Source organism: Geoalkalibacter ferrihydriticus DSM 17813, assembly GCF_000820505.1.
In the GTDB taxonomy this organism is placed as follows: Bacteria; Desulfobacterota; Desulfuromonadia; order Desulfuromonadales; family Geoalkalibacteraceae; genus Geoalkalibacter; species Geoalkalibacter ferrihydriticus.
In genome coordinates this window covers 1,350,138-1,371,816 of the sequence record NZ_JWJD01000001.1, presented here as the reverse complement: position 1 = coordinate 1,371,816, position 21,679 = coordinate 1,350,138, and the positions used below count along the sequence as shown (strand labels likewise).

Here is a 21,679-nt window from a genome sequence, read left to right as displayed (position 1 = left end):
CCCAAGATGGAACCTATGCCCGAAGAACTTCATGAAAATGACCGGAATGCCGAATTGAGTGCCATCAAGGGGTACAATGAGAGTAGCGCCATGGCCACCGAGGTGGGGGACAATGGAACCAAGACGATGTTGGAAGCAATTCTCAAAGATGAGGAAGAGCATATCGACTGGTTGGAAGCCCAGCAGGATCAGATTGAGCAGATGGGAATTCAGCTTTACCTGGCCGAGCAGATCGGCTGAAAGACCTCGCACTGGCGGCAGGTTGACTATTTCGCGAGTAAATCCAAACTTGAGGAGGGCTGAACAGCCCGCCTTTTTTCATACAAACAAACCCTCAGAACCAAAACCTTGCTTTTTGATTTCGGTCAGGGGCTGATCACAACAGGACGGATCAGTCCGGACCACTCTGCGCCGGCAACCATTTTTTCAGCATCTGCTTCAGGGATTGAGTATCAATGGGCTTGGAGAGGTAATCGTTCATTCCGACCTCTAGACAGCGGAGCCGATCGGCTTCCATGACATGGGCGGTCATGGCCACCACCGGGATATCCGGATTGCGCACCGCGGATTGAGCCTGGCGGATGCGTCGAGTCGCTTCATAGCCATCCACTTCCGGCATGGAAACATCCATGAACACCAGGTCGTAAGGTCGCTCCTCCAGAGCCCTGACCGCCTCGGCGCCGTCGGCCACGGCATCCACGCGCAGACCCATTTTTTCGAGCAGGCGCACGGCCACCAGTTGATTGACGCTGTTGTCTTCGGCCAGAAGAATCCGCGCATTGCAAAAAAATGTCGTGTTTGGCTGCTGCGTATCCGGCGGTGACGGCCCCCCGGCAGCATCTAAGGCAGCCGTGCGCGGCAGCATTTCCGGAACATCCGCAAGGCTCTGCAGGGACAAGCGCGCCGTGAACCAAAAGAGCGAACCTTCCCCGTCGTCATTGCTCTCGACACCGATACTGCCGCCCATCATCTCCGCGAGCTGTTTGCAGATGGCTAGGCCCAGACCTGAGCCACCGAATTTGCGCGTGGTCGAGGCATCAAGCTGAGAAAAGGCCTGAAACAATTTTTCCTGCCCCTCTTTCGCAATACCGATGCCGGTGTCGCAAACAGAAAATTTGAGAATTACTTCGGACTGCAGTTCCTCCTGCACAACCACCTGCACCGCCACCCTGCCCTGAGGAGTGAACTTGATGGCGTTATCCACCAGGTTGGTCAGAATCTGCCGCAGGCGCCCGGGGTCGCCCTGCAACAAATGCGGGACATCGGCGGCAGCCTCGCAGGAAAATTCCAGGCCTTTGTTCCGGGCATGCAAAGCCATCAACGCATTGAAGTCTTCGAGAAACTCCCGCAGGTCGAAATCAAGAATCTCCAGATCCAGCTTTCCCGCTTCGATTTTCGAAAAGTCCAGAATACTGTTGATCAAAACCATGAGGGACTCGGCGCTGCTGCGCACCCCTTGGGCGTAGTAGCGTTGCTCTTCATCGAGGCGGCTGTCGAGGAGCAGACCAGCCATCCCGATCACCCCGTTCATGGGAGTGCGGATTTCATGACTGATGGTGGCGAGAAACTCACTCTTGGCCAAATTGGCGCGCTCGGCCTGACGCGCAAGATTCGCGGCGTGCTCCATGGCCGTTTCCAGCCGCTGGTTGGTCGCCTGCAGATCCTCGGCCGCCTGCCGTCGCTCGGCAATTTCGATGCGCAGTTCTTCAGTTTGTTTGCGTACGGTTTTGCGCAGGGCGCGCGACCAGAGAAGGGCTCCGACCAACAGCAGCAGGATGGGAATGACGATCCAGAGAAAAACTTTCAGAACGTCGAGAAAAACAATTTCGGGCTTTTCATAGCCGCCGAGCCAAGCCGCGTAAATCTCTCGAAATTCGCCGGTAGCGCGAAGGTTGGCCAGTCCCTCGCTGAAGTGAGCCAGCAACCACTCGTTGTGCCTCGGCACGGCGTAGCAGTACTCGGGCGAGCGCACCGAATGATCGGAAAGTTGCAAATTGCCCCAACCATACTTCTCGACCCAGTACAGAGCGGGCAATTTTGCCACCAGTGCGACGTCATGGTTGCCCTCTGCCAGCAAGCGCAGGGCCTCTTTCTGGGATAGGACGGGGAAAATCTGCTCGGCTAAGCCCAGGTCGAGGGCGGCATCATGCATGATATCGCCCTCCATCACCAAAATGGAGAGTCCGTCAAGCTCCTTCAGGCCACCGGGCATCCGTGCCCCGGCTCTTACCACGATGGCATGATTAACAATGGAATGCGCTGGAGTAAAATCAAAGACATCCTCGCGCTCCAGTGAATAGAACATCCCCTGCACCACGTCGATTTCGCGGCGCTCCAGAGCCTGGCGGATTTCCTTCCAAGGGCCGAGCCGGATGCTGATGTCCAGGCCCAGTTGTCGGGCAATAGCGCGCGTCAGATCAACATTGAAGCCGGCCGGTTCACCGTTCTCATCGAGAAATTCAAAGGGCGGATAATCGCTGTCGCCGCCGACAACAATGCGGCGCCGCTCCTTCAGGAGATTTTCAATAGGACCCAACCATTTGTTGCGCAGGCGCTGAAAGGTGCCATCGGCCATGACGATGGACAGGCCCTCGTTAAGAATGCCGAGCAGTTCCTTGTCGCCGGCGCGCACGGCAAAACAGAAAGCCTGGGAAAATTCATCCAGAGGCGGGCCGACAATCCGCAGGTTGCTCAACCCCTGCTTGGCGATCAGCTGCTGGGCGACCAGCTTCTGTACGACCACCGCATCATGGCGACCTTCGGCCAGTTCGCGCAAAGCATCTTCGAAGGTGGCGGTGGTGACGATGCGGGTGTCGTCAAGGTCGATGCGGCGCAGAAACTCTTCAGCGTTGTCGCCGCGCATGACCGCGACCTGCCGGCCGGCCAGATCATCCGGAGAGAGAATGTCGGTCGTGGTCTCGCGCACCACGAGGGTGCCGTGCAGGGTGATGTAGGGCACGGTAAAGTCAAAGATTTCCTCGCGCTCCGGGGTGCGCCCCACCAGTGGCAGCACCTGCACCCGGCCTTGAGACAAAAATTCTTTGACCTCGCTCCAGGGGCCGATACGAAAGGAAACTTCGCGCCCCATGGCTTTCAGAGCGGCGCGCAGAAGCTCAACGGAAAAACCGTCCGCCTGATTATCCTCGGTGACAATGCAGAAGGGGGGAAAATCGTACTCGCTCGCCGAAAGGATTACAGAGGAACCAGGCGGCGTTTCCGCTAATTTTGTTGGCTCAGCCTGAGCCGGTCCAAGCCAAAGCAGAATAAACACAAAAAGCAGCGCGCCTTGCGTCAGAGCTGAAGCACCCAAAAGCTCAAGCGTCTGCTTTAATTGAAGAAAATATCTTGTGCTTCCAGCCATGGAAAGAGAACTCTCTGTTTTTCCTAACCTGCCGATTTCGATTTTGACACAAAAACATTTTAATGTAAATCCTTAGGCAGCAACTGTTCTTCAGAAAATCCAGGTGGCTGGCCGAACCGTAAATCAGGAAGAGCATGCTGCGCGGGAATTAACTTCTGTGAAAAATTGAAAAAACACCAAGACATGCTAGAAATACCAGATAAGATTTAACCATTAACAAATCAGCCTTGAATTGGTTTGCCTTCAGACACAGAAGCGCAACAACATCATAATGTGAGGGGCAGCGAATGGTCTCAGCGGGAGCACGATCCAAAAATCTGAAACTGGGTGAACTTCTGGTCACCTATCAGTTGATTACCAGGAAACAACTGGAGGAGGCGCGGCGTCTCCAGGACCAGTCGGGCGAGCGCCTCGGCTCGGTCCTGGTAGGACTCGACTATATTTCGGTGGATGCCTTGCTGGATTCTCTTGGCAAACAGTACGGCCGCCCCACTGTCGATTTGTTCAAGACGGATATCGCTCCCAAATTCCTTGACCTGATCCCGTTGGAAAAGATGAAAAAATATCGGGCGATTCCCTATGCCATCTCCGGCCAGCGAATCAGCTTGGCAATGGTTGAACCCAACGACCTGGCGGCGGCCAAGGAACTTCAGTTCATTCTGGGAATGGCAATGGAGCTGCACGTGGCTCCAGCCTTCCAGATCATGGCAGCCCTTGCCCTGCGGGAAAAAATGCAGGGCGGCCCCACCAGAGCGATCACCGGCCAACAAATTCTCCAGGTCTGCACGGGCAAGGTTCGCGCCGCCAACCTCGAGGCACCCGACATTGAAGAGCTCTTCAGCCTGCTGCTCCAGGAAGATGCGTCTGATTTGCTGCTGGTCGCAGGGGCGCCGCCGAGCATCAAAAAAAATAACGAAATTCGCAGACTCTCAAGCTCCTTTCTCACTCCGCAGCAGGTTAAGGTATATGCCCAAAAGCTGATGAGCGAGGGCCAGCTCAAGCGTTTCATCCAGGAGAAAGAACTGGACTATGCTCTCACCATTCCGGAACTGGGGCGCTTCCGGATCAACGTCTACCGGCAACGCAACTCCCTTTCGATCGCGGTGCGCCCGATCATCGACGAGATTCCAAGTCCGGAGAAATTACGGCTGCCGCCCTGGCTCGCCGATATCGCCATGAAAAGCCAGGGGCTGATCCTGCTGACCGGCCCAACCGGCCACGGCAAAACCACCACCCTGGCCGCCATGGTGGATATCATCAACAGCCGCTGCAAAAAAAACATCATCACCATCGAAGACCCCATCGAATACCTGCACCGCCACAAATCGAGCAACGTCAACCAGCGGGAGGTGGGCGTGGACACCGACTCCTTCCAGGTCGGCCTGCGTCATGTGCTGCGCGAAGCTCCCGATGTCATCGTTATCGGCGAAATGCGCGACCCACAGAGCTTTGCCATCGCCCTGCAGGCGGCTGACACGGGCCACCTGGTCCTCAGCTGCCTGCACGCCAACAACGCCATCCTGGCCATCAGCCGGATCATCGACGTTTTTCCCCCTGAACAGCAGCGCCAGATCCGGGTGCAGATGGCCGACAATTTCCTGCTGGTCCTCAATCAACGGCTGGTCGCGCGCAAAGATGGCAAGGGCCGGGTTCTGGCATACGAAAAGTTGACCAACAGCTACCGGGTACGCAACCTCATCCGGGAAGGCAAAGAGCACCAGATCCGCAGCCTGATGCAGCAATCGATGGAAGATTTCGAATCCATCGACCTCAGTCTGGCGCGCCTATGCATCGAGGGAACCATCACCACCGAAGCGGCCATGTATTACTGCCAGGATGAAGTCTTCTTCAACGATCTGCTGCGCAAGGGGCGCGGACTTCTTCAGCAGAACACGGCATTGAGATAACCTGTGAGCTCACACCGGGATTCGTGAGTGCAGAAACTTTCAGGGCGCGAAACCATCACGGTGTAACAAAAAAAGGGCGGGCTGCCATGGCAACCTGCCCTTTTTTCCGTCTGTTTTCCGGCCTTCTATTTCACCAGGTATTTCCCCACCCAGTTTTTCGAGAACTGAAAGGCCGTGCGACCGCAGCGCTTGCTCTTGTCGTGGCTCCACTTGATGGCGGCCTGCTCGACATCCTTGCTCCAGGGAACTTCCCGCTGCAATTGCTTGCTCCAACGCTCAAGACAAAGCTTGACGGCTTCGAGGTAGCGGTCCTGGGAAAAAACATGAAAGGGCACCCAAAGACCAAAACGGTCGGAAAGGGAACTTTTCTCCTCCTGGATTTCGCTCTGCTGCAACTCGCCCTTGACGTACTTGCCGCCAAGATGGTCGCCGTCGTATTCGGGCAACAGGTAGCGGCGGTTGGAGGTGACATAGATCAGCACGTTTTCAGGCGCCGAATAGACCGAACCGTCTAGAGCGCTTTTGAGCATTTTATACGAAAGCTCACCGGTCTCGAAGGTCAGGTCGTCACACAACATGATGTAGCGATAAGGCTGATCCTCAATGGCGGCGAAGATCTCGGAGATGTAGATCAGGTCTTCTTTCTCCACCTGGATAACACGCAAGCCCTGGTCGCCGTACTCGTTGAGCAGGGCCTTGACGATGGAGGACTTGCCGGTGCCGCGCGAACCCCAGAGCAAAGCATTGTTGGCCGGCAGCCCCTGCAGGAACTGGCGGGTGTTGTTGACCATGATCTTCTTCTGCTCGTCGACGCCGAGCAATTCGTCGAGGCGCGTGGTGTCGGTCACCTTGACCGGTTCGAGATAGCCGGAAAAAGAGTGGCGACGCCAGTTGGCGGCGTGGCAGGTTGTCCAGTCCACCGGCTTGGTGGCCCGAGGCAGCAGCATTTCCACGGAGCCGAGCACCCGCTCAAGCTGCGCGACGACTTCAGGTTTGATGTTGATCATCCAAGATTCTCTCTTTCAGAAACAGATATTCAGGTCGGTTGCACGGACCAGGGGCGCAAGCGATGTGCATGTGAATGCAGCTGATGCGGGATCTTTTTACCAGGGAAAGAACCTGCCGGAGGGCACTGCACAGCCGGAAAAGCGCGCCGCCTGTATACGCCAGATCGGCACGTGCTGTCAAATCGAAAGTCAACAATTGTTCTGCGGCTTCCAACTGTTAGAATACAGGTGACGGCTCAGCTGCAACGTTCGAGAGTGCCGTAGGGTGCGGAGGTTGAGTGCGGCGCATGCTGAACAGCGACGAATGCACATTGTATAAAACCGCCTGTTTGCAAGGAACGATGGTAGGCGAGATTATTTAAACAAGCGCGGAGGTACAGCTCATGCAAACCACACCGAGAAAAACCACGGCGGTCGGTATCAACCACGTCGCCCTTGAGGTCGGCGATGTGGATGAGGCCCTGGCCTTTTACGGCGAACTGTTCAACTTCAAGTTGCGCGGGCGCAAAGACAAGATGGCCTTCATCGATCTGGGCGATCAATATCTCGCCTTGAGCGAGGGACGCAGCCAGGACCCCGACACCAAACGCCACTTCGGCCTGGTCGTCGACGACCGCGAAGCCATGCGCCCCCTGGTGCAACGGCTCGGCTGCAGAATCCTGCCCAGCCCGTTTCCCTCCGGTCTGGATTTTCTCGACCCCTGGGGCAATCACATTCAGGTAGTCGAATACGCCTCCGTGCAGTTCACCAAGAGTCCTGAGGTCTTAGCCGGCATGGGCCTGCCCGAGCTGCGCAAAGAGGAACAGGCGCTGAATGAACTCAAGGACAAGGGGGTGGCTTAGCCTTTCGGGCAATGATATGCAGGACCGGGACCAAAAGGGAGGTCCTATGCCGGGGATGGGGGTGTGCGCGGGCAGATAAAGGGCATTTTCCCATCGCTGCCCTTTCAAGCCATTTTCCCTCTGCCCTTACGCGGGAAATGGAGTTATAATCCGCCGACTCTCAGGCTTTGAATCCGCGCTTTTATCTCCTAAGGTTTCTTTGTGTCCGAACAGCCGGCAGCTCGTTAATCTTTACGCCGAAACCATCGGCGGCTGGTCACGGCCCCTGATTCTGACCGCCGCCTTCGTCCCCATGTTCAGTACCACTCTAACCTGCGTCGACGGCTATCCGCGCGCTCTGGCTGCCTGCTGCAGCCTCATCGGCGATCTGCCGCCCAAACGCTTCCGGCAGATCCAGAATCTGTGGACCATTCTGGCGGTGTGCAGCGCATCCCTGGTGGTGCTGTTTTTTGTCCAAAACCTGGTGCAGCTGCTCACCTTTGCCGCCATCATCTCCTTTATGACCTCGCCAATTCTCGCCTACATCAATTACCGCGTCATGTGCGGCGCCAACGTGCCCGCCGCCCAGCGCCCAGGTCCTATCCTCAAAACCCTCAGCTGGTTGGGCCTGGCTTTTTTCACGTTGATGGCCGCCGGTTTCCTTTTCGCAACCTTCGTCCACAGAGGATGAGATGCTCGAAGAAAAACAACTACACCGAAACGGCCTCCCGGCATGGCAGGCAATTGCCATTTCGAGAGATTTTCCAGCACGGGAAAAAGGTAACGGGGCGACAGAAAACTTTACACTGCATGTCGAAAAACTTTACACATCTTCGCCTTTTTCATTTTTCAATAAAAATTCCCATTACACTTCAGACACATAGAAAATGGCGCAATTCATGCTTAATACGCTTAAACAAATCTTTCTCGCGAGGTAAAAAGCATGAAAACTCTCTCCACTTTTGTCATGGCGGCGCTGCTCAGCGTTGCATTTTTCTCAAACGCCGATGCAATTATGCTCAATGCGACAAAAGACGCCTATGTCTTTGCCAACGCTGCGAATACAAATTTCGGCAGCGAGCAGATCAACCTTCTTAAACGCCAGGGAAGCACGCAACATAATCGCAAGAGCTACATCGGTTTTGACCTCAGTGGTCTGGGTCCGGCACCGATTACCGCGGCGACGCTCACTCTGAATTTCGTTGACAGCAACTTGGGAACTCTCAATAGCGACGGTCTTAACACGGCCTTCGAATTTGAACTTTTTGGACTTATGGACCAAACCTTGGATGGATGGGGAGAAAACTCCATCACCTGGAACAACGCCCCGGCCAACATGTCTGGATATTCCCTGGGTGCCTCCGCCGTATCGCTTGGCACCTTCAGTCTTCTGGGGAAAGGGATCGGCACCTACGATTTCAGCAGTCTCCTGCTGGCCGATTTTCTTAATGCCGATACCAATAATCTTGCGACGCTCATTCTGCGGCGAAATACCGACCAGACAAGTGCCAACGTCAACACCTATGTCCACGCTTTTGCGTCTCTGGAATCCCAGGCTGGTGCAAAACTCACCATCGAGCAAATACACGCGCCCATTCCCGAGCCATCCACGGTTATTCTTTTGGGTGCAGGCCTGGCGGGACTCGGCTTCATGAGGTGGCGCAGAAAATCCTGACACCGCGCGCGGCTGACCGCAGCGAAGAATTCTGACAAAAAGAGGGGCCAGGCTACTAAATAGCCTGGCCCCTCTTTTTTACTACGCATGTCGAGATGCAACCGTCGCCGAGAATAAGGGGACAGGCTGGTTTTTGTTCAACATCTCAGACTGTCCCCTTTTTGAGGTTCTGTACCCCTATTGGCCACGAGCCATAGAGAGTCCAGCCGGTTTTCAAACTCAGAGCGATGGCCGGCAAAGCGCCCATGAGATTCACCCGCAGGATCTCTGGCAAGGGTTGGAGGGCCTGATGCTCATACCTTACCCACCGGCGCCAGATAAACGGTGAACTCCTCCGCGCCGTCCACCCCGAGCAGTTGGTCCATGAGATCCTGGCGGTAGGCGGCAATGGCGCAGGTACCGGCACCGATGGCTTCGCAGGCAAGGTAAAGATTCTGGCAGACATGGCCGGCATCGAGAGCGATGACCTTGTAGGAGGCTTCGGCATAACGCCATTCGCTGCGCGCCGGAAGCGCCGTCCAGACAAAGGTCACAGCCCCCCCACCGGCAAAACCCTGGCCATGTGTCGCCTCGGTGAGGGATGCGGCCAGATCGGCGGGGGTACGCTCTTTGGTCAGCGCATGATCGAGGGGCAGGTAACGATAGATGCCAGGGACAAGTCCCGCGACGTTGAGGACGCAGAGATAGGTTTCAAAAGGATGGCGACAACCCGCCGAGGGTACGGTGCGTAAAACCGCCGCCTCGTGCAGACGCTCGCGCACCCCCTGTGTGGCCCAGAGCAAAAAGGCCAGTTCGTCAAGACTCAGGGGTGATGAACGAAAGCGGCGCCGGCTTGCGCGCCGGGCGATAGCGGTTGCCAGATCACAGGGCGGTGTATTCCACGCGTCCGGCGCCGCCAAAACGATGAGCTCGGAGCTCGGCGCGACGGGCTTCTGCATCGGCAACGGCGCCTCGCCCCGCGCCTGCGGCGTGTTGCGCCAGTTGACCTCCGGACGAATGTAATCGGTAAGAAACCAACGGCCAGCGTCCTTGGTAATGGTTGGCTTGCGCATACAGACCTCCATATGTTTTTCAGAAGTCTATCAGAAACTCGCCGGCGCTTGGGGACGCTGGTAACTTATGTAACTTTTGTCCTATCCTCAATTGCCCGCCTCTTCCGGATTGCTTTAATGCCCGCAACATGTGTGCGGCCGCTCATCCTTGCCAACTCCGTCAATGTCGCCCCGGTTTCTTTGTGCGCGCGTTCAAAAAATTGCGCTCGGGCGGCGCTCACCGACCTGCTGCGACCTACGCCAAGGATTTCATCCACCGTGATCCCGGTGTGGCGCGACACTTGTGCCAAAATATCCTCGATCGTAATTTTTTCCCGGCTCTTTTCCCTCCCCTGACACGCAAGAACCGCATCCGTGAAAGTCTTACCGCCGAGGATTCTGGGATCTCCGCCGCCACCGGCCTGATTTCCTCCGCGGGCGTGGCCTAATTCCAGCCGCGTTCCCTGGCCGATGCCATCGGCGACAAAATCGCGGTAGGCGGACACGGCCCGGTTGCGCGTCGCGGAAAATCTCGACAGGACTGCCTCCACCTCTTGCCCCACACGTGCCTTCTGCCCGACCAAGGCGGCATGCCCGGCATAGGGGTAGTTTTCCAATTCCTCAAGACTTGCGAGGGCACCTGCACGCACCGGATTAAGATGAATGTACCGGACTAGTTCCAGAAAATACGTCTCTTCCTCAACGACAAGGCTCTTGTAGCGATTCTGGAAAAGATGGCCCTGGCGCTTGTGGCGAAGGTTGAACCGAACCGCATAGCCAGTCAGCAACCGGCGCATCATCGTGGGCAAAGCCGTATCGGTCGGCTGAAGAAGCAGATGAACGTGATTGGCCATAAGCGCCCAGGCATACAGACGCGGTGCGCCGGATTGGGCAAGAAGCCCGCCGAGTCTGTCGAGAAAATTCTCGTGATCGGGTTTATCCCGAAAGATATTGCGCCCCTCGATGCCTCGGGCCATAACGTGGTGAAATAAGCCCGGGGCATGGATTCTTGGCTGACGTGGCATGGCTCCCTCCTGATTACATAAAAAACACAATAAGTTACAAAAGTTACCAGCGTCCCTTGGTGGAGATACGCCTTTGAACTCAGGGCAGAATTGTCGATAGATATGCCTCGCGGTCAAAATCTTTAAAGAGAATCAAACTTATGTCTTCCAACTCTGTCCCCTTGAGCGATTCCATAAGTTTTTCTGCTTCGAGTTGAGCTTGTGGCGCTCGAGCAAACAACAAGGCACCGACACGATTGATTTCGTTGAGCGGATCTTCACCATCTATTTCACTATAGGCTTCCGCCACTTGCTGGTAGCACCTCTGGACATACAATCCGTTTTCACCAGTTCGCTCACCCAGCATGCAGCGCAACATCAGCAAGGAAAGATCGCGATCCAACTCAAGGACATCATCCAGAACATGTTTTGCCGTTTTATAATTCCCCTTTCCAACTAAGCCTAAGGCCCGATCTTTCAGCAAAGCGATTTCTTCGGTTTTGCCAATTTGAATTGAAAAATTATCCTGCCCAGTTTTTTGTTTTTCGTCGACAAAGGAAGAAGTTCGGTTGACGGGCATTTCCTCAGGATGAGAATCTTTTCGGCACGCAACAAGCCCCAAGGCAAGAAGAAAGCATAGAATTTGAATCAGGCTACGCATCAATTCACTCCACTACACGTATTGGTATTTTTATATATCCCAGCGCAGGAATCGGGGCCACTTGGCCGCCTAGGCCAGAAAAAACATACCCGCCCTTCAACTCTAAAACCAGATCTTTTCCGATAACTGGTTCAGGGAGTGTAACTTTAGTGGATCCGACAGGTGAATATCTATCATTAGCCCACATCTCATCGCCACTTCGCGCAAAGGAGCTTTGTGCCAGGATTTCATTCTGAAAATGAACAGTTGCAGTCATAAAAAATCGGATATGCCCAACTCTACCTGCTGCAGTAAATCCACTGGATGAAATATAGAGTTCAAGCCCACGTACAACAATACTTCCTTTGAAAATGAAAGCCCCATTAAGCCCCACACCTTCAGCCGGTAGATAAGCCACTTGTCGCACTTGATAGTTTTCAAGTGATGGTTGGTAGTAGAGGTTTCCAAAATTTGAACTTTTGGTTTGGGGAAAAATGTGATGAATCCCTCGTGCCTTAAGCGCCTGCGCGGCCTTGACCGCGGGCATGGGCACAGCAGCGCAGATCTGATAACTGGTCGGGCCATTGAGGCTTGCGCCGCCCTGCCCGCCCAGGGTAACGGTTTTGCCGAAGATGCGCACCCGCCCGTCGGCGGTGACGATGAAGCCGCCGCCGTTTTGGGCGAAAGTCAGATCGCCGCCGCCCAGGCCCTGGATGTTGATGTCCTTGGCCGATTGAATGTGGATGGCGCCGTTGAGCACGCTGAAAGTCGCCTCGGGTCCACGCACGGTGAGTTTCTGGTTGTGCGCAACGTCAAAGTGCAGGCCCTCGGCGCTGGTCATTTCGGTGTTGCGGGCGCTTTCCATGTGCAGACCGGCGGCGGCCTGATGGCGCTGGTCGGTGGCGGCCTGGTGGTGGATTTCGCCGTTGCGGGTCAAAGTGGCGTGGCGGTTCAAGATGCTCTGGCGTCGGTCGTTGCCGCTGCTTTCGGTGAGGTCGGCGCCGCATTGGAGTTTTTGGGTCTTTTTGGCCTGCACCTGCATGGCGCCCTGGTGGGAGGCAAGAGCGATGCGCTGCCCGAGGGCCTGGGCGTTGAGTTCGAGGATGTTTTTGCCGGCGAAGGTGGCGAGGCGAATCACCTCCTGGTCTCGGGCATCGTCCATGAGCAGATGATTATCGGCAGCGGTGCGCAGCAGATTTTGGCTGCGGTTGGCGCTGGTGACCGGGTTGCGCACGGCGGGGTTGGGCAGCGCACCGATGAGGATGGGTCGGTCGGGATCGTTGTTGAGGCAGCTCAAGAGCACCTCGGCGCCCTCGTGCAGGGGAAAATGCAGTCCGGCAGATTGTTCGCCGGGCAGGCCTCCGTGTGGGCTTAAGCGCCGCAGAGGGATGCTCGCCTGGCCATGGGGCGCAGCGCCTGTATCGAAGTGGGCGCGCGCCAGGCTTCTGCCCTGTTCGTCGAGAGGGGCTTCGGACCCAGCGCCTTCGATGCGCGCGCTGAAAGTAAAGGGGATCTCGGGGGGCGCGGGGTGCGGCGGACGAAAGGAGGTGGCGCGGGGAATCAGGGTTGCGTCACAGCTCAGGGCCAGATCGGCGCCCGCGGCCTGCTGCCCTGCCGGCTGGCTGAGGCGCAATTTGATGGCGGTGACCAGATAGTCGCCGCTGGTTCCAGGCGCAAAGGATTCGGCGTCGAGCGCCACCACCGAGCCGGGCGCCAGGTCGGCGACATCGGCTTGAGCCTCAAGGTGAAAGCGCTGCACGCCGGCCTGCTCGGCGAGTATCTGCGCCTGGCGCTGGGCGTGGTGCGGATCGCCCGCGCCGGGAGCAAAGTGGGTCCGGCGCAGACCCGTGCAAGCTTCGGGGCCGACCAGCGCGGCGCTCGCCGTAAGGGCCTGGGCACAATTGGCGGCGCTGCGATCGAGCACTTGGAATTCATCGGCCGTCAGGCGCCGACGTGCGCGCAGCGAGCGAATGCCGCAAGCCTGGGGCTCAAGTCCGGCCCCGGGCCGATAGCGCAGGGGCATGCCGGGGCGCTCGGGCACCTGCGCGTTGTGATCGCAGAAGCAGAGAACTTCACCCTCCGGCCCAGCTTCGCTCCAATAAAAGATTCCGTCTTTGGCGAGCAGTCGCGTAAGAAAGGCCAGATCGCTTTCAGCGACTTGCAGCGTCCAGGGATGAACCGGATAGGGCCGCGAAAGCCGCAGGCACACCGCGGATTCTTCAATGCCGTGGGCTGCAAGGATTGCGAATAAAATCTCGGGCAGACTTTTCTGGAGAAAAATTCGCGTATCGCGTTGCAGGCGCAAGCGCGAGAGCACCGATTCGACGCTCAAGGCAAAACGCGGCCGCCCGTCGGGATGGCGGCCCTGCTCTTCGCAGGCGGTGAGAATGCCGCACAGGCTGCGGCGACTGCCGTCGGGGCCGAGGACGTCGACAATTGCTGCCTGGCCAAGCAGGTCGACGGGAGAAAGCTCTGCAGGCGCAAGCACCTCGAGACGACAGCAGAAAGGGTGTGAGAGTTTTTCGTCACCGGACAGGGACAGAGCGGGCAGGTCAAGACCGCCCACCCGCACGTGGAGACGCGCGTTGCGAGCATTCAAGGGCATGAGAATTCCCCTCCAGGGGCTGAAACCATTTCAAAAAAACCGCGTCTGAGACGCGAATTTTCATTAATAGACGGATTTTGGCGGTGAAGCAAGAACTTTTTGCGGGGTTAATCGAATGCGCGGCAGCCTGATTACACTCTCCTCGCTTAAGAGTAACTCAAGGCTACAACCGCTTATTCGCCGCCACCTCTTTCCCCCAGCATGGCACGCAGACCCAGGAGTACGACCCCAAGGGCGTCCGGAGGAGTTTTCACCTCGATGGCCGTGGCAGCGGCCAGGCGTTTTCCCATCCCCGGCACCAAAGATCCACCTCCGGTAAGAACGATGCCGCTCTCGATGATCTCGCAACCAAGGTCGTGAGGCGCCGAATGCAAAAAGTCGGCGGCAGTGGCGACCATGCGCCCGACCACAGGTTCCAGCATAGCCCATATTGCCGCCTGCGTAACGACAACCCGCACCGGGGCGGCAACATCAGACCGACTTCCGTTGATGGTCACCGGCTCATCGACCCCATCGCTTCCGTCGACACCCACGCGCATCAGAATCCGCGCGGCTTCTGCTGATGTGATGTTGATTCTTTCGCTAGCGAGGAAGCCTTGGCGCAGCTGTTCACGCAAATCGGCACAACCAATTCGGGCGGCACTTGAGACAAGAATCCCGCCTGTGCGAAGGATGGCACAATCCGTCACACCCTCGCCCACGTCGACAATCATTTGGGCATAATGCGAGCTGATGTCCACCGCAGCCCCCAGGGCGGCGGCGCGCGGTTCAGGAATAATTTCAACCTCAGATGCGCCCGCGGCGCGCATGGCAGCACACAGCAAGTCGCGTTCGCTCTCCTGCATGTCCGTCGGTGCGCCAACGAACACACGGGGTCCAAGGATTCCCCACCTTCTGGCTTTCTCCAAACAAGGGCGAAGGATCTCTGCAACCGCCTGGGGATCGGCAACGACCCCCTTTCGCAACGGCGGCTGGGGGGCGGCATCCAAGGCAAAGATGGAGATTTCGCCGTGACTCGTCGCCACCCGGATAAAGGCGGTGCCCAAATCGACGGCGACCTGGGCGCGCCAGGAACGCAATATGTGAAAGTCAGTCACGCCAGCCCTCCTTGCCGGGGGCCTCCAAGGCTGCGCACAACCGTGGAGTACAACGAAAAAAGGCCACGGACTCCTGAGTCTGCGACCTGGCGTTATCGGGGATTGGGAAAGTCAGGATTCTTATTCAAAATCCATCCTTGCGCCCCCTGGGCCGGCTGCGCGCCAAGGGAGTGTTCAGAAACTTGGTTTCGATATTTTTTACGAGGGAAGACTTCATGATAGAGCCAAGCTAGCAGAAGGTACCGATGGAATCAAGCCGTTCCGGCATCCAGCCACATCCCCACACCATCCAGTAACGCATGCACCGCCTCCTCGAAACTTCCCCGCCCGTCCCTCCTCTTGTTGCCGCAGAGTTGCCGCGGCAACGAAAAAGATACAAAATCCGTGATAACGAGGGCTTTTTTGCGTTTTTTCAGGCGCCGTGACAATATAACGCCAAATTGCTGTAATATTTGAAATTGGCGACCTGGGTGAAGTCTGGGCTGACGTTTCCTTGCGCGTTCAGGCGTGGTTGCGTGGCTGAGAAAAAGTAGAATGGCAAAAGCCATCCAGAAAACAATTTTTGGGGATCTTCTCCACCCGCTGAATGCAGCCCTCAGCTGTTTCATGCAAGGTTCCTTTCGACGCCCGACCCGACAGGATGCTTTTTGTCTACAATTGTCTACAATAATAACAGTGAAGAGCCGCAGGTGCAGCTCATCAACCAAGGAAAACATTGATGGGCAGGCTCAGCTCCGCGCCTGAGGGCACTGGGGCGGGTCGGACCTATGTAATAAAAAATCGTTCAAAGAAGTCCCTGATGTCAATCGTTGAGACCTGCCCCCCCTAAGTGCCCCATGTCTTTGAAATTGAGAATTTGGGGCACTAGGTTCTGATATCCGGTAAACGAGCGTAGGTCGTATTTACGCAGGCTGCTGCAGGAAGGATTATTTATGAAAACCATCGTGACTATGACCTTGAACCCGGCCATCGACAAGAGCGCAGGTGTTGATCACGTCGTTGCAGAGCGGAAACTCTATTGCAAACCGCCTCGTTTTGAACCCGGAGGGGGCGGGGTGAATGTTAGCCGGGCTATAAGAAAATTAGGCGGAGATTCCCTTCTCCTTTATCCCGCGGGAGGGTTGACCGGCGCGCGACTGAAAGAACTCCTGGTTCAGGAAGGCCTCAACCATCGGCCGTTTCCCATCGAGGGAATGATCCGGGAGAGTCTGGTCATCCTGGAGGAATCCACCGGCCTGCAGTATCGTTTCGGAATGCCGGGACCAGCACTTCAACCGGAAGAATGGGAGCCATTTATTCAGGAGCTGGAGGCCATGGAGCCTTCACCGGATTATGTGGTGGCCAGCGGGAGCCTTCCGCCGGGTGTGCCCCCTGACTTTTATGCACAGGTTGCTCGTGCCGGAAAGAAGAGAGGTGCAAAAGCGATTATCGACGTTTCGGGTGAAGCCCTGGAGGCAGGCCTTCAGGAAGGGGTATTTTTGATCAAACCCAATGTCCGCGAATTTCAAGAACTGGTCGGCAAGGAGGTCAAAGAAGAATCGCAGATCAAGGCTGAGGCCCAAAAGATGGTCAAGAGCGGTCGGTGCGAGGTGCTGGTGATCTCTCTTGGCGCGGCAGGCGCCCTGGTGGTCTCAGAGGAGTTTGCCGAACACATCATTCCTCCCACCGTGCCCATTGTCAGCAAGGTCGGGGCCGGGGACAGCATGGTGGCCGGCATCGTCTTGAGCCTTGCCCGGGGAAACCCGCTCAGGGAATCCCTCTTTTTTGGCGTGGCAGCCGGTTCGGCAGCCGTCATGACGCCGGGAACGGAGCTATGTCGGAGGGAGGACGCCGAGAGGTTATATGAGAGCATTATTACCAGGGCTTGAAGAACTGACGTGGGATCGCATGTGCAGGGTCGGACCAAGTCAAACTGCCGACATATAATAACACTCATCCCCAAAATGGGCATTATTCGGCGCTATGGGCCGATTTTCGGGGGTGAAATCGACCCCGTAGCTTTCCTGAGATTCGCGCAACACAAATGAATCTCCCACCGATACCACGTCACGACCCTTCCCTCGCATTCCGAGCATCTGCTGTGTTTTCCTGACGAAATCCGCGCCCCCACGGCGATGCTCTTCGACCAGAAATCCTCCCTCCGGCGTCGCTCATAACTTAACGCCTCTTCTATCCATTCGCGATGGGCTCTTGCCAACTTTTCCCGGATGTAAGTAAAATCCATGGTTTGAGTCTAACTGTCCCCATGGAAAGGGAGGGGGGGAGGAATCTCAGTAATTCAGCCTGATCGTTAGATCTATGTTTTGTCCATCATATGAAAAACTGGCGGCAGAAAACGCAGGCGCGCCGAATTCGTCAATGGTCGTATTTGAAAAACCGTAGCCTTCCTTGGGGACACCAAGCCAATTGGTATCAAGCTCGCCGTTCATGTTCTCATCATGGATGACTGCGATCGCATAGGTTCCCGGTGGGATATCCGAAAAGAAGCATTGCGCTTTTGTCTTCTGAATTTTCCTTATTGTAATTGCCTTTGCCGAACCCAGAAATTTATCGGGAAAACCTTCTGGTGATTCGAAAATTCCACACGCAATATTTCCAGTACTGTTTTTTATGTTCGGAATTTTCACGTGAATTCCCGGGCATGATGATTGGGCGAAAGCGGTGGCGGGAAGATGCGCAAACACCAGCACTGCACACAATGCCACACACCGAACTCCCCTAGAGACCCGCGTCACCGGATAACTGACGGCAGAGACCAACGCGGACTTCCGATGAGTTGACTCACTCATGATCTTCCTCATAATTCCGATATCCGTAGCATGGTTGAATCCACCGTTAGACACATAACGAATGCGTGAGGCTCACAAATAAAGCGTACCCCATTTTTTAGACCATAAAAAGTCACCGGTCAAATTTTCCAGATCGACTTGTTAGTTTGGATACCTGGCCCCATGTATCTTTGTGTTTCACGCGAAAATCGACGGACCCGGGCAAGCCGCCGGGCAAGCCCGCCGGCAAACCGGGTCGGACCTGCGCAACATAGCGTTAATGCGTCACTTCCTCGCAAAAAAAGCCGCCTCAGAAGCCTTAGAGACCACTTTTTGATTGTAAAATGGCCCATCTAAGCTCGTTTTCCCGAAAAATACACCACGAGCGAATTTGAGCAGAAATTCTTTTTTATGGCAGCGGTGTGTGATGTGCCAGACGTGTCCTGGCAAAAAGTAGCGACATGCGCACGGCATCCTACCCCCCCTCCTCTTAAACACTTCATTTGATAGCCAAAATGGGCCGTTTAAGGGCCAAAACAGCCTATCAGATCGATGTTTTTCGACGTATATTCAAATACTTGAGAAGGTCCGACCCCGCACAAGGTCCAGCCGGCAATTTTACTTGCCCAAGTTAATGTCTAGCCGCGGGAAGTTCTCGCGGAATTTCTTTTCGCTCATATTGATCAGTTTTTGTCCTTCAGAAATTTCGCTTCTGCCGCGCTCAATATCATCTTGACCTCTTTTAAGCTCACGTTCCGCCGATTTCACGCGCTTTTCTCCATCCTTGACACGCTTCTCACCTGTCTCCACCAGTTTCGCACCTTTCTCCCAATCTTTCGTAAGTTGGTTTTTCAGGTCTACCTGCGCTCCCCCTTCGGTCGCGTGCTGCCTCATAAGATCTGCAGTAGTCGGTGGTTTATTTGCGCAGCCAGCCAATGCGAAAAGACAGAGGCTAATGATTACCCAAGATTTTACTAACGGTTTTCTCATAACTTTACTCCCTACAGGGTTGATTGAGTACAACTACTTTTTGTTTGATTGTCCATTAGGCGGCCAAGAGGGACCGGAAAAGGGCCTGGTTATGTCTCCACGTCTTCCCGGAAGGAGTTCTGAAGAACAGATCCCTTTATAGGCATGGCCTTTGATGTGCGCGCACATCTGGAGTGTGCTGTGCCTAAGTAAGTATAGGCAACGAGTGTGCCGGTGGGGACCTGAGAGGAAGAGGACCTCAATCTACTGATTTTACAAGGCATAAATAACGAGGATGTGCGGGGAGAAAAAAAACCGTCATTCGTATACTGCCAAACTAGACATATCTGCTATATGTGACGGGCAGAGAGAGCGAACTCTTTTTGCTTAATGGTCTGGGTATCGGGGAAAGGGGGGGACGCTCTTAGGAGAAAAAAATAACTTTCCCCTCATGCTTGAAACCATTGGTCCCTGTAAGCACCTCCCCGCGAAACTTAATTTCTCTGGAGCGTCCCCCGCCTCCGCATGTGTATTCCAGGATATTGAATTCGTAGCGGTCTTCCCATTTCCCCTCCAAACCAATCCAACTGTTCATTTGTCAATGTGTAGACCTGACACCTCTCCTTTCGGCGTAAACGGAATTGTGAGATAAAAGCAAAAACCGTCGGGACGCTCACCGACTGCCCACCTCATCCATGAACGCTTCCAACTCTTCTTCGAACACCGCCCACACCCGCTGCGACAAGGCATCGAAGAACTCACGGGTGGCGATGCGCGGTACCTTGAGGTGCGGATTGGGATCGTCGAATACTTCGGCGGGCAGGCAGTATTCTTGCTTGGTGTAGCCTTGGCGCAGCTCCAGCGCCAGCCCGCGTAGAAAGGCGCGGCGCACGGCGGCGCGCAAATCGACGGTGCTGACTTCGAGGCCATGCTCGCTCTTGAGGCAGACTTGCACCATCTCCGAGCAGATGCCTTTGGGCATATCGAAGAACTTGCACAGTCCGATCATATCGAAACCAACGATCTGCAACTTATCTGCGGTAATCGCCTGCACCCAGGAATCCAGATCCGCCTTGCCTTCGCGAATAAGCATGCCGTAGGTGCCCATGGACATATGACCGCCGGCGATGGCCCAGGCGTAGCCGGGGTTGGTTTCGGGCTGATAGGCCGCGATTTCCAATCCCTTGACCTGATAGGCGTAAGCCTCTTCGCCAGTGCTTTGCGCCAAACGTTGGGAGCCCTGGCCAATCTCAGGATACTGGCCGCGCCCGGCGCGCTCGACCAACTCCTTGATTTTGCCGAAATCGCCGAACACGGCGCCGTTGAGCAGCGGTTGGTCGGGATGGCGCGCGTTATAGGAAAGCACGTAAGACACCGTCACACCTAGGGAGATGGCGTCCATGCCGTAGTTGTCGCACAGGTGAATGAGCGCGGCGGCCTGCCCGGCATCGTGCAGGCCGAGGTTGGTGCCAAGCAGATTCAGGGGTTCGTAGTCGAATTTGGCGAGGAATTTTCCGGCGCTGCCGTCAGGCAAGCGCTCGTGGATGTTGTTGTGGCAGGTGATGCCGCACCGGAAACAGGCCTCGGTCTTGATGAAATAATCCTTATCAACGTTTTCGCGGAAGAGCTTTTCGGGCAGATCGTTGCCCTGGGGACGAAAGTTGTTGACCGGCACCGCATGGAAGGGCTGCATGACGTCGTAGGCGCCCCAGGTGCCGCCACCGCCGCCACGGCTGACGGGTTGCAGTCGCAAAGAGCCGCCGCCTTTGACGACGTTGAGGTTGACCTGCTTCATCTCGGGCGTAAGGGGCTTGAGCTTGTCAGCGCTTTGCGCCACCAGGGCCAGCACGTTTTTGTAGCCCATGAGGCTGCCCAGGCCGCCGCGTCCGGCAAACCGGCTCTTATCCTCACCGGTGCGCAACTGATTCTCGGTGCTGCACGCCACGGCGCCCATGAAAACCTCTTCCCAGTTTTCGCCGGCCGGGCCGATGGCGGCGAAATGCGCATCGGCGTAGTCTTTCTGCAGCCGCATGATCTTGTCGTGGGTGAGCAGACCGCGCAGATGCCCGGCCGGCTTGAGCTCCACCACCGGCCCGCTCTTCCCTTCGCGGATCAGCACGTAAACGGGTGTTTCGCTACGGTTTTCGAAGACCAGTTCATCGAGGCCGGTCCACTTGAACTTGGCGCCGAACTTGCCGCTGGCCGCCGACCACATGGCCGCGGGCGCTCCCTTCTTCGGCGCCTTGATGGGACTGTAGCCGGAAAAATAGATGCGCATGCCGGTCATGGCGCGGCTGCCGGTGAGCAGGCCGGTATTGACGATGAGGGGATTCTCGTCGCAGTAGGCATGCATGATGCGCCGTGCGGCGAGATCCTGAAAAGAGCGACCGAAACCGCCGAGGACATCCTCGAGATTGCGGCAGGGAACGTCATTGTAGGTCACCGACCCGCTTTTCAGATCGACGACGGCGCGCTTGTAGAAAATCTTCTGCGGTTCCCTGACAGGATCGGTGGTCAGAATTTTCATGGTTGAGTCTCTCCCTGTGATGAAAAACGTCCTTGTGCTCAGCCCCCGTCGAGGAGGGGCAGAAGCATCAGGCAGTCGCCGTCCTTGAGTTCCTGGGCGATACTGCAATGCACGTCGTTGACGATCACCGTACCGAGCAACTGATCGGAAAAGCCAAGGTCCCGCACCACGTCCGCCACCCGCGTTCCGGCAGGATAGTCGAGGATCTCATCCTTGAAACGATCGATGCGGAATACGCCGTAGAGCTTCACGCGAATCTTCACAAGT

General features: G+C 56.1%; 17 protein-coding genes and 2 pseudogenes. 6 read left to right on the top strand and 13 right to left on the bottom strand.

Annotated features, from left to right (window positions below):
• Positions 1-24: 24 nt before the first annotated feature.
• A pseudogene (locus GFER_RS06135) lies at positions 25-240 on the top strand (ferritin-like domain-containing protein); the annotation flags it as partial.
• A 151-nt stretch (positions 241-391) separates the two neighbouring features.
• Here GFER_RS06135 and GFER_RS17560 read toward each other — a convergent pair.
• Positions 392-3,271, bottom strand: coding sequence for a transporter substrate-binding domain-containing protein (locus GFER_RS17560; RefSeq protein WP_161807387.1), 2,880 nt, complete (start codon positions 3,269-3,271; stop codon positions 392-394).
• A 377-nt stretch (positions 3,272-3,648) separates the two neighbouring features.
• Here GFER_RS17560 and GFER_RS06120 point away from each other — a divergent pair, with 377 nt between their 5' ends.
• Positions 3,649-5,268, top strand: coding sequence for a PilT/PilU family type 4a pilus ATPase (locus GFER_RS06120; RefSeq protein WP_052446015.1), 1,620 nt, complete (start codon positions 3,649-3,651; stop codon positions 5,266-5,268).
• A 125-nt stretch (positions 5,269-5,393) separates the two neighbouring features.
• Here GFER_RS06120 and GFER_RS06115 read toward each other — a convergent pair whose 3' ends face one another.
• On the bottom strand, positions 5,394-6,275 hold the full coding sequence (locus tag GFER_RS06115) for an ATP-binding protein (protein ID WP_040096995.1): 882 nt from the start codon (positions 6,273-6,275) through the stop codon (positions 5,394-5,396).
• A gap of 383 nt (positions 6,276-6,658) precedes the next feature.
• Between GFER_RS06115 and GFER_RS06110 the strand changes: the two genes are divergently transcribed.
• From GFER_RS06110 to GFER_RS06100, 3 genes are all read left to right on the top strand, one after another.
• Positions 6,659-7,117: a VOC family protein gene (locus GFER_RS06110; protein WP_040096993.1), complete on the top strand. Its 459-nt coding sequence runs from the start codon at positions 6,659-6,661 to the stop codon at positions 7,115-7,117.
• Between the two features lie 199 nt (positions 7,118-7,316).
• Positions 7,317-7,787: a hypothetical protein gene (locus GFER_RS06105; RefSeq protein WP_052446012.1), complete on the top strand. Its 471-nt coding sequence runs from the start codon at positions 7,317-7,319 to the stop codon at positions 7,785-7,787.
• A gap of 252 nt (positions 7,788-8,039) precedes the next feature.
• Entirely contained in the window at positions 8,040-8,771 is a 732-nt protein-coding gene (locus tag GFER_RS06100) for a DNRLRE domain-containing protein (RefSeq protein WP_040096991.1), read from the top strand.
• 293 nt (positions 8,772-9,064) lie between these two features.
• On the opposite strand, the gene GFER_RS06095 is transcribed toward GFER_RS06100, so the two are convergent.
• From GFER_RS06095 to GFER_RS06070, 6 genes are all read right to left on the bottom strand, one after another.
• Positions 9,065-9,823, bottom strand: a complete 759-nt coding sequence (locus GFER_RS06095) for a SagB/ThcOx family dehydrogenase (protein ID WP_040096988.1) — start codon at positions 9,821-9,823, stop codon at positions 9,065-9,067.
• A gap of 65 nt (positions 9,824-9,888) precedes the next feature.
• Positions 9,889-10,827 (bottom strand): transposase, encoded by a 939-nt coding sequence (locus GFER_RS06090; protein WP_040096986.1) that lies wholly within the window; start codon positions 10,825-10,827, stop codon positions 9,889-9,891.
• Between the two features lie 79 nt (positions 10,828-10,906).
• Positions 10,907-11,467 carry a hypothetical protein gene (locus tag GFER_RS06085; RefSeq protein WP_040096984.1) on the bottom strand — a complete coding sequence of 187 codons (561 nt, stop codon included), beginning with the start codon at positions 11,465-11,467 and terminating at the stop codon, positions 10,907-10,909.
• 4 nt (positions 11,468-11,471) lie between these two features.
• A complete protein-coding gene (locus GFER_RS06080; protein ID WP_040096981.1) occupies positions 11,472-14,051 on the bottom strand; it encodes a type VI secretion system Vgr family protein in 2,580 nt (859 codons plus the stop codon).
• A 173-nt stretch (positions 14,052-14,224) separates the two neighbouring features.
• The gene (locus GFER_RS06075; RefSeq protein ID WP_052446010.1) at positions 14,225-15,148 is read right to left on the bottom strand and encodes a rod shape-determining protein; all 924 of its coding nucleotides are present in this window, start codon (positions 15,146-15,148) and stop codon (positions 14,225-14,227) included.
• 251 nt (positions 15,149-15,399) lie between these two features.
• Positions 15,400-15,756 (bottom strand): hypothetical protein, encoded by a 357-nt coding sequence (locus GFER_RS06070; protein WP_040096975.1) that lies wholly within the window; start codon positions 15,754-15,756, stop codon positions 15,400-15,402.
• 324 nt (positions 15,757-16,080) lie between these two features.
• On the opposite strand from GFER_RS06070, the gene GFER_RS06065 reads away from it, so the two are divergent.
• Positions 16,081-17,016 (top strand): 1-phosphofructokinase family hexose kinase, encoded by a 936-nt coding sequence (locus GFER_RS06065; RefSeq protein WP_040096973.1) that lies wholly within the window; start codon positions 16,081-16,083, stop codon positions 17,014-17,016.
• Positions 17,017-17,418: 402 nt separating this feature from the next.
• On the opposite strand, the gene GFER_RS06060 is transcribed toward GFER_RS06065, so the two are convergent.
• The 5 genes and pseudogenes from GFER_RS06060 to GFER_RS06045 form a co-directional block, all read right to left on the bottom strand.
• Positions 17,419-17,937: a DUF2141 domain-containing protein gene (locus tag GFER_RS06060; protein ID WP_040097574.1), complete on the bottom strand. Its 519-nt coding sequence runs from the start codon at positions 17,935-17,937 to the stop codon at positions 17,419-17,421.
• Between the two features lie 360 nt (positions 17,938-18,297).
• Positions 18,298-18,390: pseudogene (locus GFER_RS19705) on the bottom strand (transposase); the annotation flags it as partial.
• Between the two features lie 144 nt (positions 18,391-18,534).
• The gene (locus tag GFER_RS06055) at positions 18,535-18,906 is read right to left on the bottom strand and encodes a hypothetical protein (protein ID WP_040096970.1); all 372 of its coding nucleotides are present in this window, start codon (positions 18,904-18,906) and stop codon (positions 18,535-18,537) included.
• 652 nt (positions 18,907-19,558) lie between these two features.
• Complete coding sequence (locus tag GFER_RS06050) at positions 19,559-21,412, bottom strand: aldehyde ferredoxin oxidoreductase C-terminal domain-containing protein (protein WP_040096967.1); 1,854 nt, start codon at positions 21,410-21,412, stop codon at positions 19,559-19,561.
• A 38-nt stretch (positions 21,413-21,450) separates the two neighbouring features.
• Positions 21,451-21,675, bottom strand: coding sequence for a MoaD/ThiS family protein (locus tag GFER_RS06045; protein WP_040096965.1), 225 nt, complete (start codon positions 21,673-21,675; stop codon positions 21,451-21,453).
• Positions 21,676-21,679: the final 4 nt, after the last annotated feature.